Source organism: Cyanobacteria bacterium FACHB-DQ100 (assembly GCA_014695195.1).
Taxonomy (GTDB): Bacteria; Cyanobacteriota; Cyanobacteriia; order Leptolyngbyales; family Leptolyngbyaceae; genus Leptolyngbya.
The window spans coordinates 102871-117479 of sequence record JACJNW010000028.1 but is presented as its reverse complement, the minus strand read 5'-3'; the positions used below and the strand labels follow the sequence as shown (position 1 = coordinate 117479).

The 14609-nt window shown below is 48.2% G+C and carries 17 protein-coding genes; 9 read left to right on the top strand and 8 right to left on the bottom strand.

Annotated elements, in window-relative coordinates; genetic code table 11:
- Positions 1–192: 192 nt before the first annotated feature.
- The 3 genes from H6F51_11785 to H6F51_11775 are packed head-to-tail and all read left to right on the top strand — an operon-like array spanning position 193 to position 2426.
- On the top strand, positions 193–1296 hold the full coding sequence (locus H6F51_11785) for an aminoglycoside phosphotransferase family protein (GenBank protein MBD1823158.1): 1104 nt from the start codon (positions 193–195) through the stop codon (positions 1294–1296).
- Entirely contained in the window at positions 1293–1826 is a 534-nt protein-coding gene (locus tag H6F51_11780) for a DOMON-like domain-containing protein (protein MBD1823157.1), read from the top strand. Before H6F51_11785 ends, H6F51_11780 begins: the two co-directional genes overlap by 4 nt.
- Before the next feature lie 57 nt (positions 1827–1883).
- Positions 1884–2426, top strand: a complete 543-nt coding sequence (locus H6F51_11775; protein MBD1823156.1) for a redoxin domain-containing protein — start codon at positions 1884–1886, stop codon at positions 2424–2426.
- On the opposite strand, the gene H6F51_11770 is transcribed toward H6F51_11775, so the two are convergent.
- A complete protein-coding gene (locus H6F51_11770; GenBank protein ID MBD1823155.1) occupies positions 2423–3421 on the bottom strand; it encodes a DnaJ domain-containing protein in 999 nt (332 codons plus the stop codon). The genes H6F51_11775 and H6F51_11770 overlap by 4 nt on opposite strands.
- Positions 3422–3717: 296 nt before the next feature.
- Positions 3718–4422, bottom strand: coding sequence for a DedA family protein (locus H6F51_11765; protein MBD1823154.1), 705 nt, complete (start codon positions 4420–4422; stop codon positions 3718–3720).
- Between the two features lie 391 nt (positions 4423–4813).
- On the opposite strand from H6F51_11765, the gene H6F51_11760 reads away from it, so the two are divergent.
- On the top strand, positions 4814–5170 hold the full coding sequence (locus H6F51_11760) for an STAS domain-containing protein (protein ID MBD1823153.1): 357 nt from the start codon (positions 4814–4816) through the stop codon (positions 5168–5170).
- Between the two features lie 83 nt (positions 5171–5253).
- Here the strand turns inward: H6F51_11760 and H6F51_11755 are convergent, their stop codons facing one another.
- From H6F51_11755 to H6F51_11745, 3 genes are all read right to left on the bottom strand, one after another.
- Positions 5254–5808 carry a hypothetical protein gene (locus tag H6F51_11755; GenBank protein ID MBD1823152.1) on the bottom strand — a complete coding sequence of 185 codons (555 nt, stop codon included), beginning with the start codon at positions 5806–5808 and terminating at the stop codon, positions 5254–5256.
- Entirely contained in the window at positions 5808–6824 is a 1017-nt protein-coding gene (locus tag H6F51_11750) for an NAD(P)/FAD-dependent oxidoreductase (GenBank protein ID MBD1823151.1), read from the bottom strand. The genes H6F51_11755 and H6F51_11750 overlap by 1 nt, the downstream gene beginning before the upstream one ends.
- 168 nt (positions 6825–6992) lie before the next feature.
- Positions 6993–7682 carry a hypothetical protein gene (locus tag H6F51_11745; GenBank protein MBD1823150.1) on the bottom strand — a complete coding sequence of 230 codons (690 nt, stop codon included), beginning with the start codon at positions 7680–7682 and terminating at the stop codon, positions 6993–6995.
- Between the two features lie 195 nt (positions 7683–7877).
- On the opposite strand from H6F51_11745, the gene H6F51_11740 reads away from it, so the two are divergent.
- The 5 genes from H6F51_11740 (at position 7878) to H6F51_11720 (ending at position 11642) form a co-directional block, all read left to right on the top strand.
- Positions 7878–8915, top strand: coding sequence for an FAD-dependent oxidoreductase (locus H6F51_11740; GenBank protein MBD1823149.1), 1038 nt, complete (start codon positions 7878–7880; stop codon positions 8913–8915).
- A gap of 4 nt (positions 8916–8919) precedes the next feature.
- Positions 8920–9279 carry a hypothetical protein gene (locus H6F51_11735; GenBank protein ID MBD1823148.1) on the top strand — a complete coding sequence of 120 codons (360 nt, stop codon included), beginning with the start codon at positions 8920–8922 and terminating at the stop codon, positions 9277–9279.
- Positions 9263–9505 carry a hypothetical protein gene (locus tag H6F51_11730; protein ID MBD1823147.1) on the top strand — a complete coding sequence of 81 codons (243 nt, stop codon included), beginning with the start codon at positions 9263–9265 and terminating at the stop codon, positions 9503–9505. Before H6F51_11735 ends, H6F51_11730 begins: the two co-directional genes overlap by 17 nt.
- A 167-nt stretch (positions 9506–9672) precedes the next feature.
- Positions 9673–10320 (top strand): class I SAM-dependent methyltransferase, encoded by a 648-nt coding sequence (locus tag H6F51_11725; protein ID MBD1823146.1) that lies wholly within the window; start codon positions 9673–9675, stop codon positions 10318–10320.
- Positions 10321–10658: 338 nt separating this feature from the next.
- Positions 10659–11642 carry a hypothetical protein gene (locus tag H6F51_11720; GenBank protein ID MBD1823145.1) on the top strand — a complete coding sequence of 328 codons (984 nt, stop codon included), beginning with the start codon at positions 10659–10661 and terminating at the stop codon, positions 11640–11642.
- A 95-nt stretch (positions 11643–11737) separates the two neighbouring features.
- On the opposite strand, the gene H6F51_11715 is transcribed toward H6F51_11720, so the two are convergent.
- The 3 genes from H6F51_11715 to H6F51_11705 form a co-directional block, all read right to left on the bottom strand.
- Complete coding sequence (locus H6F51_11715) at positions 11738–12679, bottom strand: peptidoglycan DD-metalloendopeptidase family protein (protein MBD1823144.1); 942 nt, start codon at positions 12677–12679, stop codon at positions 11738–11740.
- A gap of 213 nt (positions 12680–12892) precedes the next feature.
- A complete protein-coding gene (locus H6F51_11710; protein MBD1823143.1) occupies positions 12893–13762 on the bottom strand; it encodes a 3'(2'),5'-bisphosphate nucleotidase CysQ in 870 nt (289 codons plus the stop codon).
- Complete coding sequence (locus H6F51_11705; protein ID MBD1823142.1) at positions 13749–14609, bottom strand: sugar kinase; 861 nt, start codon at positions 14607–14609, stop codon at positions 13749–13751. Before H6F51_11705 ends, H6F51_11710 begins: the two co-directional genes overlap by 14 nt.

The following is a 14609-nucleotide window of genomic DNA, read 5'->3' as shown; positions in this document are numbered from 1 at the left end:
GTTCTCCAGGAGGACAGGGGTTCTAGTTTGCTCAATGCGTAGGTTTCCCAAGCAGGCTGATAGAACACGCATCAGGGAGTACAAATCAGTGATATCGCGGATTTCTCATTAGCAAGGAACTCACTAAATCGTCATATTCACGCTGAGCCGACAAAATATTGCATAATAACTTGCACCAGATTCGATCGCACCATGAATCAGCAGCAAGCGGAATCAAAAAATAACTTAGGCAAAATTGCAGCTCAGTTTATAAAAGATACGATTAAAAATATTCAGTCATTCGGTAGTGGCAATATCAATGACACATTTTTAGTAACACTAGATAAATCAAAGTTTGTATTACAGCGAATTAATACTCAGGTTTTTCATCAACCTGAATCTGTAATGCGAAATATGTGTCTTTGCACACAACATATTCAGAAACGTCTATCAGAACTAGAACTCGATCGTAGATGGGAAACGCCACAGGTAATTTTTACTTGCGATCGTCGAGATCACTATGTTGATGAAAGTGGAGCATTTTGGAGAGCGATCAGCTTTATTGAAAACTCTCGATCGTACGACACGATTCAAAATCTCGCTCACGCTGAAGAAGTCGGCTACGCTTTGGGAATGTTTCACAGCTTAATTAGTGATTTATCCGCCACAGATCTAACCGATACGCTTGAGGGCTTTCACATCACACCACTTTATTTGCAGCAGTTCGATCGAATTCTTGCGGAAACAACAATACAGCGATCGTCAGAAGTGAATTACTGCTTAGAATTTATTCGCGATCGGCAGAATTGGGCGCACATTTTGGAGAATGCAAAACACTCAGGAAAGTTAGCACTCCGGTTAATGCATGGTGATGCGAAAATCAATAATATTTTGATGGATACTACAACCGGAAAAGCAGTGAGTGTGATCGATCTAGATACGGTGAAACCCGGATTAATTCATTACGATATTGGGGACTGTTTGAGATCAGGATGTAACGCGATCGGAGAAGAAACCCGGCAGTGGGAATCAGTTCGATTTGAGCCAGAGTTATGCCAAGGAATTTTACGCGGCTATCTCACGGTAGCAAAGGCATTTCTAACAGATGCCGATTACTCCTACTTGTTTGATGCAATTCGTCTCATTGCGTTCGAGTTAGGTTTGAGATTTTTTACCGATTACTTGGCTGGAGATGTTTACTTCAAAACAACTTATCCAGAACACAATCTGATCCGAGCATTGGTGCAATTCCAGCTTACTCACAGTATTGAATCTCAAGAATCCTTGATCCGCAGTATTATCTCAGACTTCCGATGAGCGTTCAAAACTTCATCCTCTATCCATTTGATGCAGCATTTGATCCAGCGATTCTGAGTCTTTCAGGTAGCGTTGATCGAAGTGATAATCGCTTGATTCTTCAATATGACCTAATCGATTATCAATCTCAGGTTCTCATCCCTGCTAAAACGCTTCCTAATCGCAAACATAATCTATGGGAAGCGACTTGTTTTGAGTTCTTTATCGGAGCGCAAAACGATCGCACCTATTGGGAATTCAATCTTTCTCCCAGCGGTGATTGGAATGTGTACCGCTTTGATGATTATCGTTCCGGGATGCAGGAAGACACGGCATTTTCATCGCTGCCCTTTGAAGTCGAAACCCGATCGCACCATACAACACTTACGATCGAGCTTGATCTAGAGGTCATCAAACTGACCCAGCCCCTTGAAATCAGCGTAACGGCTGTGATCGAGCAACTGAATCACAAGGTTACGTATTGGGCGATCGAGCACTGCGGTACCGAAGCCGATTTTCATATTCGAGACAGTTTTGCGCTGAAACTCTAGGCGAGATCGCTTCATAATAAGAAGTGCGTTTTGCTGAAATTCACTTAAATTCACTTTATGTTGACCTCTACCGACTTTAGCGGCTTAATTAATCAGCGATTTTTTCAAAATTTCATGCCGATTCCAGCGACGAATTCCTTAACGCTGGGACAAGCCACACCAGAGTTTAATTTGCGAGATGTCAAAAACGATCGCCGCGTTAAACTCTCCGATTACCGCAACGATCGTCCTGTGATTTTAGCGTTCACACGAATTTTTACCGAAAAGCAGTATTGCCCGTTTTGCTATCCGCATATCAAGGCTTTGAACGAGCAGTATCAGGAGTTTGTCGATCGACAAGTTGAACTCTTAATGATTACCAGCACCGACGAACAGCAAAGCAAAAAAGTCGTTGAAGATTTAGGGCTAAAATTCCCGTTACTGAGCGATTCAAGCTGTAAAACCTTTCGCGACTATCGCACAGGTCAAGCCCTCGGCGCACCCCTACCCGCCCAATTTTTGCTCGATCGCCAAGGCATCCTGAGATACAAGCATCTCTTTTCGTTCCTCGATCACAACGCCAGCATTACAACGCTGTTAAACGCGATCGATTCGCTCTAAAGCGCCACAGACTTGATCGCACTGCGCGGATCATAGCTGCGATTGTCGCGGATCTTCTCGTATGCCTCCCGCTCGATCGCGCTCAGTTCCTTCGGCGGTGCGATCGTGATCTTCACCATTTGATCGCTACGTTCGCCCCTCTGATTCTTCCAGCCTTTGCCGCGTAAGCGCAGCGACTGCCCCGATCGCACTCCGGCTGGCACATTCACTTTCACCATTCCGTCCGGCGTGGGCACATCAATTTGTGTCCCTAAAACCGCCTCATCTGGCGCGATCGGCACTTCACAAATTAAGTTGCCATCCCCATCAAACTGGAAGAACGAATGCGGCAACAACTCAACCGTCAGATACAAATCCCCGCGCTGGCTTGTATAGAACCGACTATAGCGTCCTTTACCGCGCACTCTCACGCGACTCCCAGCCTTTGCGCCTGCGGGAATGCGGACATTGATCTCCTCATTATTCACGCTCAGTCGCTTCTCTGTGCCGTTGAACGCCTCTGAAAAAGTGAGCTTGATTGCGGCTTCAATGTCGAGATTTTCCCCAGCGGTGGCGCGATCGTCGGTCGTGAATCCACCCGGAGCGCGGTAAGTGGCATTGCGAAAGGGATCGCGTCCACCGTAAGGAGATCGACCCAATAAATCGTTGATAAATTCCTCAAAGTTGTCGTAGCGCCCAAACTCGACATCATCAAATCCAGCCGTATTATTAAAGGGCGATCGAGAACCGGAGGACGATCGAGGCGCACCCGCTTGATCCGCTTGTCGCCAGTATTGTCCGAACTGGTCATATTTCTTACGCTTGTCGAGATCAGAGAGAACCTCGTTCGCCTCGTTGACTTCTTTGAATTTGGCTTCTGCGGCTTTATCGCCCGGATTCACGTCGGGGTGATATTGACGTGCGAGTTTGCGAAACGCTTTCTTAATGTCATCAGCGCTTGCGGTTTTGCTCACCCCTAAAATTTGGTAGTAATCTTTGAAGTTGGTTGCAGCCACTCGCTCATCCCCTCGTAAAAAATAGCGTCTAGGTTTATGGACATCCTACTCAATGCAGAATGCCCGATTTCATGTATCTCTAGGCTAACAAACTTGCTTCTCCCACTCAGAAAAATTTGATGCGAATTTCCGAACTCTTACTGTTGGGATGTTTCACCCAACGATATGAGAATGAGAAGAACGGGCAGACCGGGAGAAAGTGAAGCAAGTACAAAAGAGAGCAAATAGAATTGCGCGATCGTCGGCTTATGATTCACAAACAGACGACCGCGCGAAGTGGATCGTTCACTTCTTGATTAATCTTTATTCAGATTAGGTTCCTTGTCCTGCTGACCCATCGCCTCATTGATCACGATCGCATTTCCCTTCGCGCTCTCTGCAACTAACTGCTTCGACTTACGCGACTCCAACCAGAACGGCACTACAATCCAAGCTGCCACCAGTAGAAACGCAACGACACCAAACTGAGAAGCCAGCGTAAACAACTTCTCCAATGGCACAATCTGACCCGCAAAGTATGCCAACGATACCATCACCGTTGCCCAAGTTAACGCGCCCACAGTGTTATACAGCGTAAACCTCCAATACGGCATTCCGGCGATTCCTGCCAACGGACTGGCAAAGATTCGCAGCAGTGCAATAAACCGACCGAAAAACACTGCCTTACCCGCATTCTCGCCAAACTGCCGCCGCAGTTCTTCGATTTGCGCTTCTTTAATCCGAAACAGCTTGCCAAGATTCAGCAGCAGTGCCCAGCCGCCATACCGACCAATCCAGTAACCGAGATTGCCACCGATCGTCGCCCCTAGCGCCGCATCGCCAACCACCCACCAGTAATTCAACTGGTCGCTACCTGCCAGAAAACCGCCTGCAAGCGTCACCGTTTCCCCGGGAATGGGCAGCCCCAAATTCTCTAGCAAAATCCCAAGAAAAATCGCCCAATATCCATACTGTTGAGCAAGTTGCTCGATCGCTTCCGGCGAAATCAGCTCTAGTGACATTTTAATAACCTTTACAAAGCTTAATCCCTGCCTTGATCTTGACGTGGTTTCGCTCCAAGTGTCAACGAGAAACCGCATGAGATTACTAGAATGCTTGGACTGAACCGAAGGAGCATCCGTAATTTCCCATACGGATCAGATAATCTTTACCAAACTGAAGGGTCAGTGTCTGCCAACATAAAGTTTCAGTGAAAGTCGCGCAATCGCTGATGGTATCCGGAAATAAAATTTCTATAGTTGAATTGCTTAGAGTAAGTACAACTACTGAGCCAATGAGGAACCCTGATTGCGATCATCGTCGAATCAACGGTACTTTATCTGAGCTTTAAGTGTCAAAGTCTGAGATAGGTGATTTGAGATGCGATCGGACGAAGTGTGTGAGGAGAGTGGGATGACGTTAATTGAGCAGCATGAAGTGATTGTGCTACGACCTCAAGGTCAGCTAGATACGGCAGGCGGTGAAGCGTTGCAGCAACAATGGACAACGCTAGTGTGTCGCCGCTACAAACTATGGGTCGTTGATCTATCGAGTATTGAATTTATCGACAGTGCGGGATTAGTGACCTTAGTAGCCGGGTGGAAAACAGCCGCACAATCGGACGCAACATTGGTGTTTTGTGGATTACGTCCCGCAACTCGATTGATTTTTGAGATCACGCAGCTCGATCGCGTGTTTGCGATCTACGAGAATGATGAGGCAATTTTGAGATCGATCGTTCAACCTCAAGCAGTGCTGCAAGCTGCTTGAGCCGCGATTGCTAAAAAAGCAAAAAGCCCTCACAGCCTTGAATCTGTGGGGGCTTTATGAATGAATTGCGTTAGAAATCTACTCTAAGCATTCCCAAAACTGGGCAGCGAAATCTCACCCTCTTCCCGTGGAAAAGAAGGCAAATCTAGGTGTCCGTTGCGGCGATTTTTCACGGCAAGACGGTAGTTGACGCTCTGCAATTCGGCGTGAAGTTGGCGATTTTCGCGCTGAATCATTGCCACTTTTTCCCGCACAGGCTGCATTCGCTCGGCAAACTTCTGGCGGTAAACTTTGGGTAGCTCTTGTACGACTTGCTCCAGCATTTTAGAGCGCTCCGTTAATTCCTGGGTAGTCTGCCGCAGTTCGTAAATCTCGCGATCGCGCTCTGTAATCTGCTCTTGGTAAAACGTTACTTGCTGTTCTACGGTTTGAAGCTCATCCCGCAGCGATTGGACTTCTGCAAGATGGCGATCGCTCTTGTCGTCATCTTCCGGAGCAGGTGCGGTCGCGTTGCCTTTGACTAAGCGAAACAGTTCTTGAGACAACTGCTGCACGAGCTGATCGCGCATTTGCAGCTCTTCTTGGAGGCGAAGATTTTCTGCGTGGATCTGTTGGGCGTGAGAAGCATCGATTTGAATCACGAGACAGGTACTCCCTTTGGGGTAATCAAGTTGAGGTTTTCCTCCCATAATCGCGGAGGAGACGAGCGGCGAATGTCTCGCCAGATTGCAGTTGCCGCCAATGTACCATCTGCAACCGCAATTGATACTTGATTTAACCCCTCTTTTAAGTCTCCGATCGCAAAAATTCTAGGATGTGAGGTACGGCACATCTCGTCTGTGACCAAATTGCCGCCTTTCCACTTAAGATCCAAGCCCTGTAAGTAGGCATTGTAATAATGCGAACCCATTGCCACGAGTCCGGTCTGAAGCTCGATCGTGCTGCCATCTACCAGTTCAACTCCGGTCATTTCGTGGTCGTGTCCGATAAATCGCTTCAGGGGTGTTTCGATTAATGGATAACCGTGCGATCTGAGCTTCTCGCGCATCTCATCGCTGACCTCAAATAAGCCCTGAGTGAATACGGTAATGTAGGGCGTGAACCAGTTGAGCACGAAAGCGGTATTGATTGCGCCTTCTGTCCCTGCAAATAAGCCGCATTTCGTATCTGCCATTTCCCAACCGTCGCAGATCATGCAAACGTGCAGATTATGCCCTGCATAGTCAAAAACGTTCTGCATATCTTCGAGTTTGGGCAGATGATCAATGATGCCGCTGGCAGCGATGACGTATTTCGATCGGAACACGGGATAGCTACTATCTTGTTTGCCGACTTTGGCTTTAACCGCGAAGGTGTCTCCCTCGTCTTGGACTGCTTCGACATAGCCCATGAGGTAGTCGCCACCGAGCGAGAGAAAGTGATTTTGACCCTGTTGCAGCAGCATTCGTCCGGGAGTTCCCGCAGGAAGACCAAGATAGTTTTGCAGCTCTTGCATCCAGAACGATCGACCGCGACCTTTTTCGATGACGAGGCAAGAGAGCCGATAGCGTTGGAGATAGATGGCTGCGGAGAGTCCACCTGCACCTCCACCGACAATGATGACATCGTAAACGTGATCGAGCTTTTGTTCGAGCGTCTTTCTGGAAAGCTTCATATCTGATCTCTTGAATGTGGCATTCTCAGTGTAGAGTTAGCACCTAACTCTAGATGCTTTCAATGTAGCAATTCTGCGAATAAGGCGAGGGTCGGAGACCCCCATTGCGAGGTTTAGGGGTTGTTCGATGTCGGGCAAGACATCCGCACTACCAGGTTTTTGGTTCGATCAGCTTTCAGCTTGACCGACCAGTTTTGTGAGTTCTACGCCGTTTTGCACCAGCACGATCGATGGATTTCCGGCTGAGTTGAGATTGATTCGTTTAACCGTGACTTGCCCATTTGCCAGGCTTTCACCGACTTGAACATAGCGGGAATTGCCGTCTGTGTCTTGCACGATCGCGCTTAACTGGCTCCCAGTTTGAATGACACCTGTGAGTGAGATCGCGTCTGCTAGGTTTGTTCGCGATACCGGGGGTGCGGGTGGCGCGATGTTTGAAGTCCCCGCGATCGGCAGAGCGGGGAGCGGCTGAGCACTTAGAGGGGCGGGTTGGGGGATCGGACGATAGGCGATCGACGGTTGCGGGATCGGAGCAACAGGTTGATTGCGATTTGAGGGGGTTGCAGATTGGGGAGCGGCGGGTTGAAGTGTGGCTTTGAGATTCGTCGGGATAGTAGCTGCGGCGAACGGATCGCGAGTGCTAGAAACTGCGACTGGCATCAACGGAGTTTTGGTTTCTGAAGTTGGGATCATGCCGGGGACTTTGAGTGTGGGTAAAGCTTTGGGCTGCGGCGGCACGATCGGTTCGGCAAATGTCTGCGGAGAAGGTTGTATGGTTGCTTGTTTAGAGCGGTTTGGCTGGCAGCTTGATAACAGCAAGAGTCCAATTCCAGCGGTGATCCAGTGACGGTTTCTCATACAGACTTTCCAGGTAGCGACATGGTTTCAGAATAGACAGAGTTTTTCGGAACGCACGCTTTTCTGGGCAGTTCTAGCTGCGGGTTTTGACGGATTTTTTGCATTGATCGTATCTCTACGTCGGTGTTCTTACAGTTGTCGGTGCCTGCGGCTAGGCGAAGCCACTGTTAAACTGAAGAAAGTGCACGAATTAACATGAAAAAGTTAGTCTTAGTCGGAGGAGGACACAGTCACGCGATCGCATTGCGTCAGTTTGGGCTGAATCCGATCGTTGGGGTGCAAATTACCTTAATTTCTGAAGCAGAAGATACGCCGTATTCGGGAATGCTGCCGGGTCATGTGGCAGGGTTTTATTCATATCAAGAATGTCATATTAATCTCAGATCGCTCTGTGAGTTTGCTAGTGCTCGATTGATTGTCGATCGAGCAGTTGGTTTAGAGCGCAATCAAGTTATGTGTCAGCACCATCGGATTGAGTTTGATTGGGTGTCGATTGATATTGGCAGTACCCCAAACATTCCTTCAGGAGCGCAAGGAATTGGGGCGAAACCGATCTCGAAGTTTCTCAAGTGGTGGGATGAGTTTGCCCAGAAGAATCCTAAACAGTTAGCGATCGTCGGGGGCGGAACAGGCGGTGTTGAGCTTGCGTTAAATATGCAGCATCGTTTGCCAAACACCACGATTCATCTATTTCAGCGCGATCGTGAGATTATGCCAAAACATAACGCTTGGGTGCGTCGCCAGTTAAAACAGTTGCTGATTCAGCGAGGCAGTCAGTTGCATTTAGGCGCAGTGATTGAAGCAGTTGAGGGATTTGATGCAGATGCGATCGTTTGGGTGACGCAAGCCTCTGCACCGGATTGGCTTCGGCAATCTGGACTCAAGGTAGATGAACAAGGATTTATTTTAGTGAATGATGCTTTGCAGTCGGTGTCGCATCCTCAAGTGTTTGCGGCGGGTGATATTGCCACCATGATTCATTATGAGCGTCCAAAAGCAGGGGTGTTTGCAGTGAGGCAAGGAAAGCCATTGTTTCAGAATCTATCTGCTGCGCTGAACCATCAACCTCTGAGAGCCTATCATCCGCAGAGCAATTATCTTAGCCTAATTGGAACAGGGGATCGATCGGCAATTGCATCGTATGGCAAATTTGGAGTGCGATCGCGATTGTTGTGGCGGATGAAAGATGCGATCGATCAAACTTTCATGAATCAGTTTCATAACCTGGGTTAGAACTATGCAGCTATCTATCTCCAATGATCAGTTAAAGATTGACTTAGATTGGGCAGAGCGATTCTGGGCGTTTTACTACAATGCCGATTTGTACATTCCATTGAGCCATATTACAAAAGTGACGACTGAGGAGCCACCGAGTAGTTGGACAGATGTGAGGCTTCCGGGTACGTTCTTTCCGGGGATTATCAAAGCAGGAACTTATTACACTGATCGCGGTAAGGAGTTCTGGTATACGACTCGTTCTGGTCAGTATTTAGTTTTGGAGCTAGAGAACGAGTTTTATAAGAAAATTGTGTTGACCCTGGAGCAGAGCCAGGTCTGGGCAGAGCGAATTCAACAGCACAATGGGAAAGCCTTCTAATTTACTGATTAAGCTCAGTCGTCAATTGTTCTCGGATGCAAATGAGCAGATGATTGATTGGCTTTTAGACAAGCTTCCGCAGTTTGAATCTACCGAAGTTCCGCAGTTAAGGGAGTACCGATCGCACTTATCTGATCAATTCTGTTATCGTATCTTTCCCCAAGATCGTTTGGGGGCAGGAGCGTTTACGGCTTTGCTAAGAAATACACAGCCTGAAGAAATGTGAAAAATCTCTGAGGCGCTTTTTGAGCGATCGGGCATAGTATTTCTCTAAAATTAATCGCTTGTATCATTAAGGTTCCTGCTTAGTGCGAGCTGCTGTAGTTCTTAAGGCAGAGAATGAAGCAAAATTATTTGTTAACATAACTTCATTGATGTCATAGTGCTGCGATCATGTTGCTTAATCCGAATCAGCGCGAAAAATTAGATCCTTCTAACGATGCTCTGTTTTATGAGTCTCCTCGCTTCGTTACGCACGTTGATGAAGGGTTTATTCAGCAGTTGACGGATCTGTATCGCGATCGCTTAAAGCCAAACGCCCGCATCTTTGACATGATGAGTAGCTGGGTGTCGCATCTTCCGGACGATGTGCAGTTTGAGCATGTCGAAGGCCATGGACTCAATGCAGAAGAACTCGCCCGCAATCCGCGACTCAATCATTACTTTGTGCGGAACTTGAACTTAGACCCGAAGTTACCTTTGCCGGATCAGTCGTTTGATGCAGTTTTGAATACAGTTTCGGTGCAATACATCCAGTATCCCGAAGCGATCTTCACCGAGATTCATCGAATTCTAAAACCGGGCGGAATCGCAATTATTAGCTTCTCGAATCGCATGTTCTACCAAAAAGCGATCGCAGCCTGGCGCGACGCGAGTGAGAGCGATCGCGTTAACTTGGTGAAACAATACTTCAAAGCTGTCCCCGGATTTTCGCAACCCGAAGTGATTATAAAACAGTCACAAACCCCGGCAATATTTCAAATGTTTGGGCTGTCAGGCGGCGATCCATTCTATGCTGTGGTTGCGGCTCGGATCGATTAGGACGCGGTGATTACTCCTATTTTCTTAACAGTTCAGGACGATCGCAATCGCCGTTTTTCGCCCTGGTAAACAAGCGATTTGTTCGATTTCTCTGGGTGAAAATTTAAGTTTATTCTGAACTTGATGTACATTTATTCACAAACGTAGAAAAATGTAACAAACCACCAATTCGACTAAAAACCGCTAGTAAGATTGCAATGGCACAGAGTCGAATTATTCGGTTTGGTAGTGGGTCTGCCTGTAACTGGGTAAGACCTAAACGACCCAGCAATATAACTGCTTAAACTTGGCTCCGGGTCAAAAATAAAACTACTTTGTTTCAGATCATCAGGAGAACCATGGAAGAATCTATTTACGCTGGAACTATAACGACTGGCAAAACCTCAAAGCTAGTGCGCTTAGGACGATCACTCAAAAAGTGGTGCTTAAACATCCCTAGTTCTGCCTGGGTCGGCTTTGCTGGGTTTATGTTAGCAACTTCGGTGCTTGTTACTCACGTCCCATCGGCTCAAGCGGCACAATACGTCAGAGTGAGCAATAGCATTTCTGCACTCAACGTTCGTAACGGCCCTGGATCGCAATACGGTTTAAACGGCAGACCGTTGTATCCAGGCGAAACCGTGCGCGTGGTTGCTTCATCGAATGGTTGGTATCAGCTACCCGATGGGGGCTGGTTCTCTTCCGCTTACACCACCAGCTCCAACATAGGGGGCCCTGGCCCAATTGGAACTCCGACCAACCAAACGGTGAGAGCAACGACTACGGTGAATGTTCGTAACGGCCCTGGAGTGGGATACGGCTTGAATGGCAGACCGTTGTATCCCGGTGAAACCGTGCGCGTCATCCGGCAGTCTGGCGGTTGGTATCAGTTACCCGATGGTGGCTGGTTCTCTTCTGCTTATACCACCAGTCCGAACACGGGTGGTCCTGGCCCAATTGGAACTCCAATCAACCAAACGGTGAGAGCAACGACTACGGTGAATGTTCGTAACGGCCCTGGAGTGGGATACGGCTTGAACGGCAGACCTTTGTATCCTGGTGAAACCGTGCGTGTCATCCGGCAGTCCGGCGGCTGGTATCAGTTACCCGATGGTGGCTGGTTCTCTTCTGCTTATACCACCAGTCCGAACACGGGTGGTCCTGGTGTCTCCTCAGCAACCGTTTCGACGAATGGCGGTAGCTTGTTGATTCGATCGAGTCCTTCGGGCAGCGTAATTGGCAGCCTCCCAAATGGTTCGGTTGTACGGCTATCGGGTCGAGTCAGTGGTGGGTATTCTCAACTTTCGAGCGGTGGTTGGGTGTCTTCAAGCTGGCTTCGATAATTCAAATCCGATCGCTTAAAAGAGAAAGGTTCAGGAGAGAATGCTGCCTGAACCTTTCTCTTTAAATCGCGCAAATAGAGCTAGAACTGAAGCGGCTACCGGTATTCAGTCGGCAGGATGAGTCCAGCTTGTGAACCGTCCGCCTGCCGGACAAGCGCGAGAAATGGCATGGGGTTAATCGCGCTTTGATAAGTATCTGCCCCTTGGCGAATTTCGTAATGCAGATGCGGCCCTGTGGAATTTCCATTGTTGCCGATCGCTGCGATTAACTGACCCGATGTAACAGTCTGTCCTACCTTGACATAGGCTTTACTGATGTGAGCGAAGAGATGAATCTTCCCTTCGCTGTCGCGGATTTTGACGTGCCAACCATAGCCCCATTCGTAACTATTTCCGTCTTGTTCCCGTCCGACGTAAGACACGGTTCCACAGACTGGACTGTTAATTGGAGTGCCAATCTTGCCATCGAAGTCTATGCCTGTATGAAAATGGCTCTGTCTAGCGTTGAAGGGATCGCTGACTCGTCCAAAGCCTTGATTCACGACAGGAGGCCGGACTGGATAGACGGGAGCACAGTTGGAGACTTGCGGAACGGGAATGAACGGATTCTTTTCTACGGCTGCTGTTTTTGCGGGCGTGAAGACTTGAGGTTGAGGAGCTACAACGGGTTGAGCGGCTGCGATCGAGGGGGCTACCGTTCGTCGGGCTACTGCACCAAAGGGCCTCACTAAATCGCCCCGTACCCAGCCGACGATTCCAGAACGGTTAGACTGCATCTGATACCAGGTAAACCCGTCTCGGCTTTGGGTTGTGCTGAGAATTTGAACCTGATCGCCCGGAAAAGCAATGCCTGCTAGTGGAGCAGTAGTAGACGGACTGGTGCGGACGTTAATCTGGGTCGAGGGGTTGCTTGCGAATAGTTCGCCCGTTTGAACGGCGATCGAGGGACGAGACCACCCTAGCATGACGAACACACCAAGGCTGAACACAAACAAAACTAGGCTACGAGATAGCCGCCCTGTACGATTTAGTTTCATCGGGATACGTTGTAGGGTTGAGGAAATGCAAGCGAAAACAAGCTCCTTTCGTAGAGGCAAACTGAAGGGTGAGAGTTCCTTCTTTGCTCTATGAGCCGGATTATTTTTGAGTGGTTAGTACGTTAATACTATACAACCTGATCGAACCTGACTTTCACTCACACCTCTGCATTCAAGCTTAAATCAGGAAAAGTGATGAAACTTAATAGATAGTTATCGCTTATCAATCTCTCCAAGTAGTGCGATCGCGGTGTCACAAAGCTGAGCGTGTATTTTTCCGTTACTCGCAAGAATTCCGCCCCATTGATTCACATCGGCGCGATTGTACTGCACGGGAGATTGATCAAAATAGGTAAATTGTCCGCCTGCCTCGGTGAGAATGAGTTCGGGGGCCGCGAAATCCCAATCCTTCGCGGCAGACTTACCCGACAAGGAAAGATAAAGATCCGCCTGCTGTTCGACGATCGCCGCAATCTTACAGCCGACGCTACCAATTTGACGCTGTTGTTTGACGGGGAATTGTTCCATTAATTGATTGAACCGCACGTCGCGATGGCTGCGACTGGCAACGACGGTTAAATCGGTAAAGTCTGATTTATTTGAAACTTGGATGCGAGTGCGATCGCCGTTTGCAGTTTCGACCCAGGTTCCGCCCTCTAAGGTGGCAGAATAGAGCTTGCCGAATGCAGGACAAGCAACGATCGCAACAACGGGACGACCTTGATAGGCGAGAGCAATGTGCATTGCATATTCGCCGGTGCGATTGATAAAGTCTTTTGTGCCATCAAGTGGATCAATAATCCATACCCAAGGACGATTTAAGCGCACTTCGGCAGGCTGAGACTGATAAGTTTCTTCGCTGAGGTAGGCGAAGGTTTGTGGGTCGAAAACCGATTGTAGTTTCTCTAGGATGTAGGTGTTGGCAGCAATGTCCGCCGAAGTGACAGGACTATCGCCAGATTTTTCTACCTCAAAGCTACGCGATTGTTCTATCAGAATGTTCGCGGCTCCCCAGCCAACTCTTCGTGCAATGGTACAAATTTCTTCAAAATTCATCGCTCTTACCCGCTCAATCGGCTTCATTATTATAGGTCTGGTATTTTCTCCATTCGCGAGTACCGAAGAATTGACAGGCATAAGCAGCAATTTGGGCGGCTTTAGACAGTGCAGTGTGAAAATCACACATTAATATATAGTGGCAAAACGCACCGTGAAAGATATCTCCTGCACCCAGCGTGTCAACCACAGGAACTTGGGGGACATTGATTTTATGATTTGGTAGTTCAATGGCATTCTTTCCGTGTGTGATTGCCATGTGTGGGATTCCAAACGATCGCAGATATTCAAATACTGTTTGATCGGTCGGGGGGTGAAAGTTCGCAGAACAAATTGCATAATCCACCCAAGGTAAAACGGTTTCAAATCCAGGCTTCCAACTGCCTGCATCAATTACAACTGGAATGCTGCGATCGTCTGCCATTTTCGCAAGCTTTGCCCCGATCGCCATTTGATGTCCATCAATCAATACAACATCAATATTGTCGAGAATATCTGGTGAAATGCGGTCTGGATCAATCTGTGATCGTACCGCGTTGATCGAAACGACTGAACGATCTCCCGTGGACTTTGTTACGACGACCGAAGAGACAGGCGGCGATTCAGTTCTAGCTGGAGCGAGATCCACAATCTGAACACCGCAGGATTGTAAATCAGATTGAATCAAATGACAGATGGGATGTGAGCCGATCGCACCCATTAATGTGGCGGAATTGCCCAACTGTTGAAAAGCGATCGCAGCATTGGTGGCAGGGCCTCCAGCCGCGATCGTCGTGTCTTGTGCCACGATTTTTTGATTTGCGATCGGGGGTGCATCTGCAAGATAAATTAAATCCAGCGTCACTAAGCCCACAAACAGTCCATGTTTTGCCAT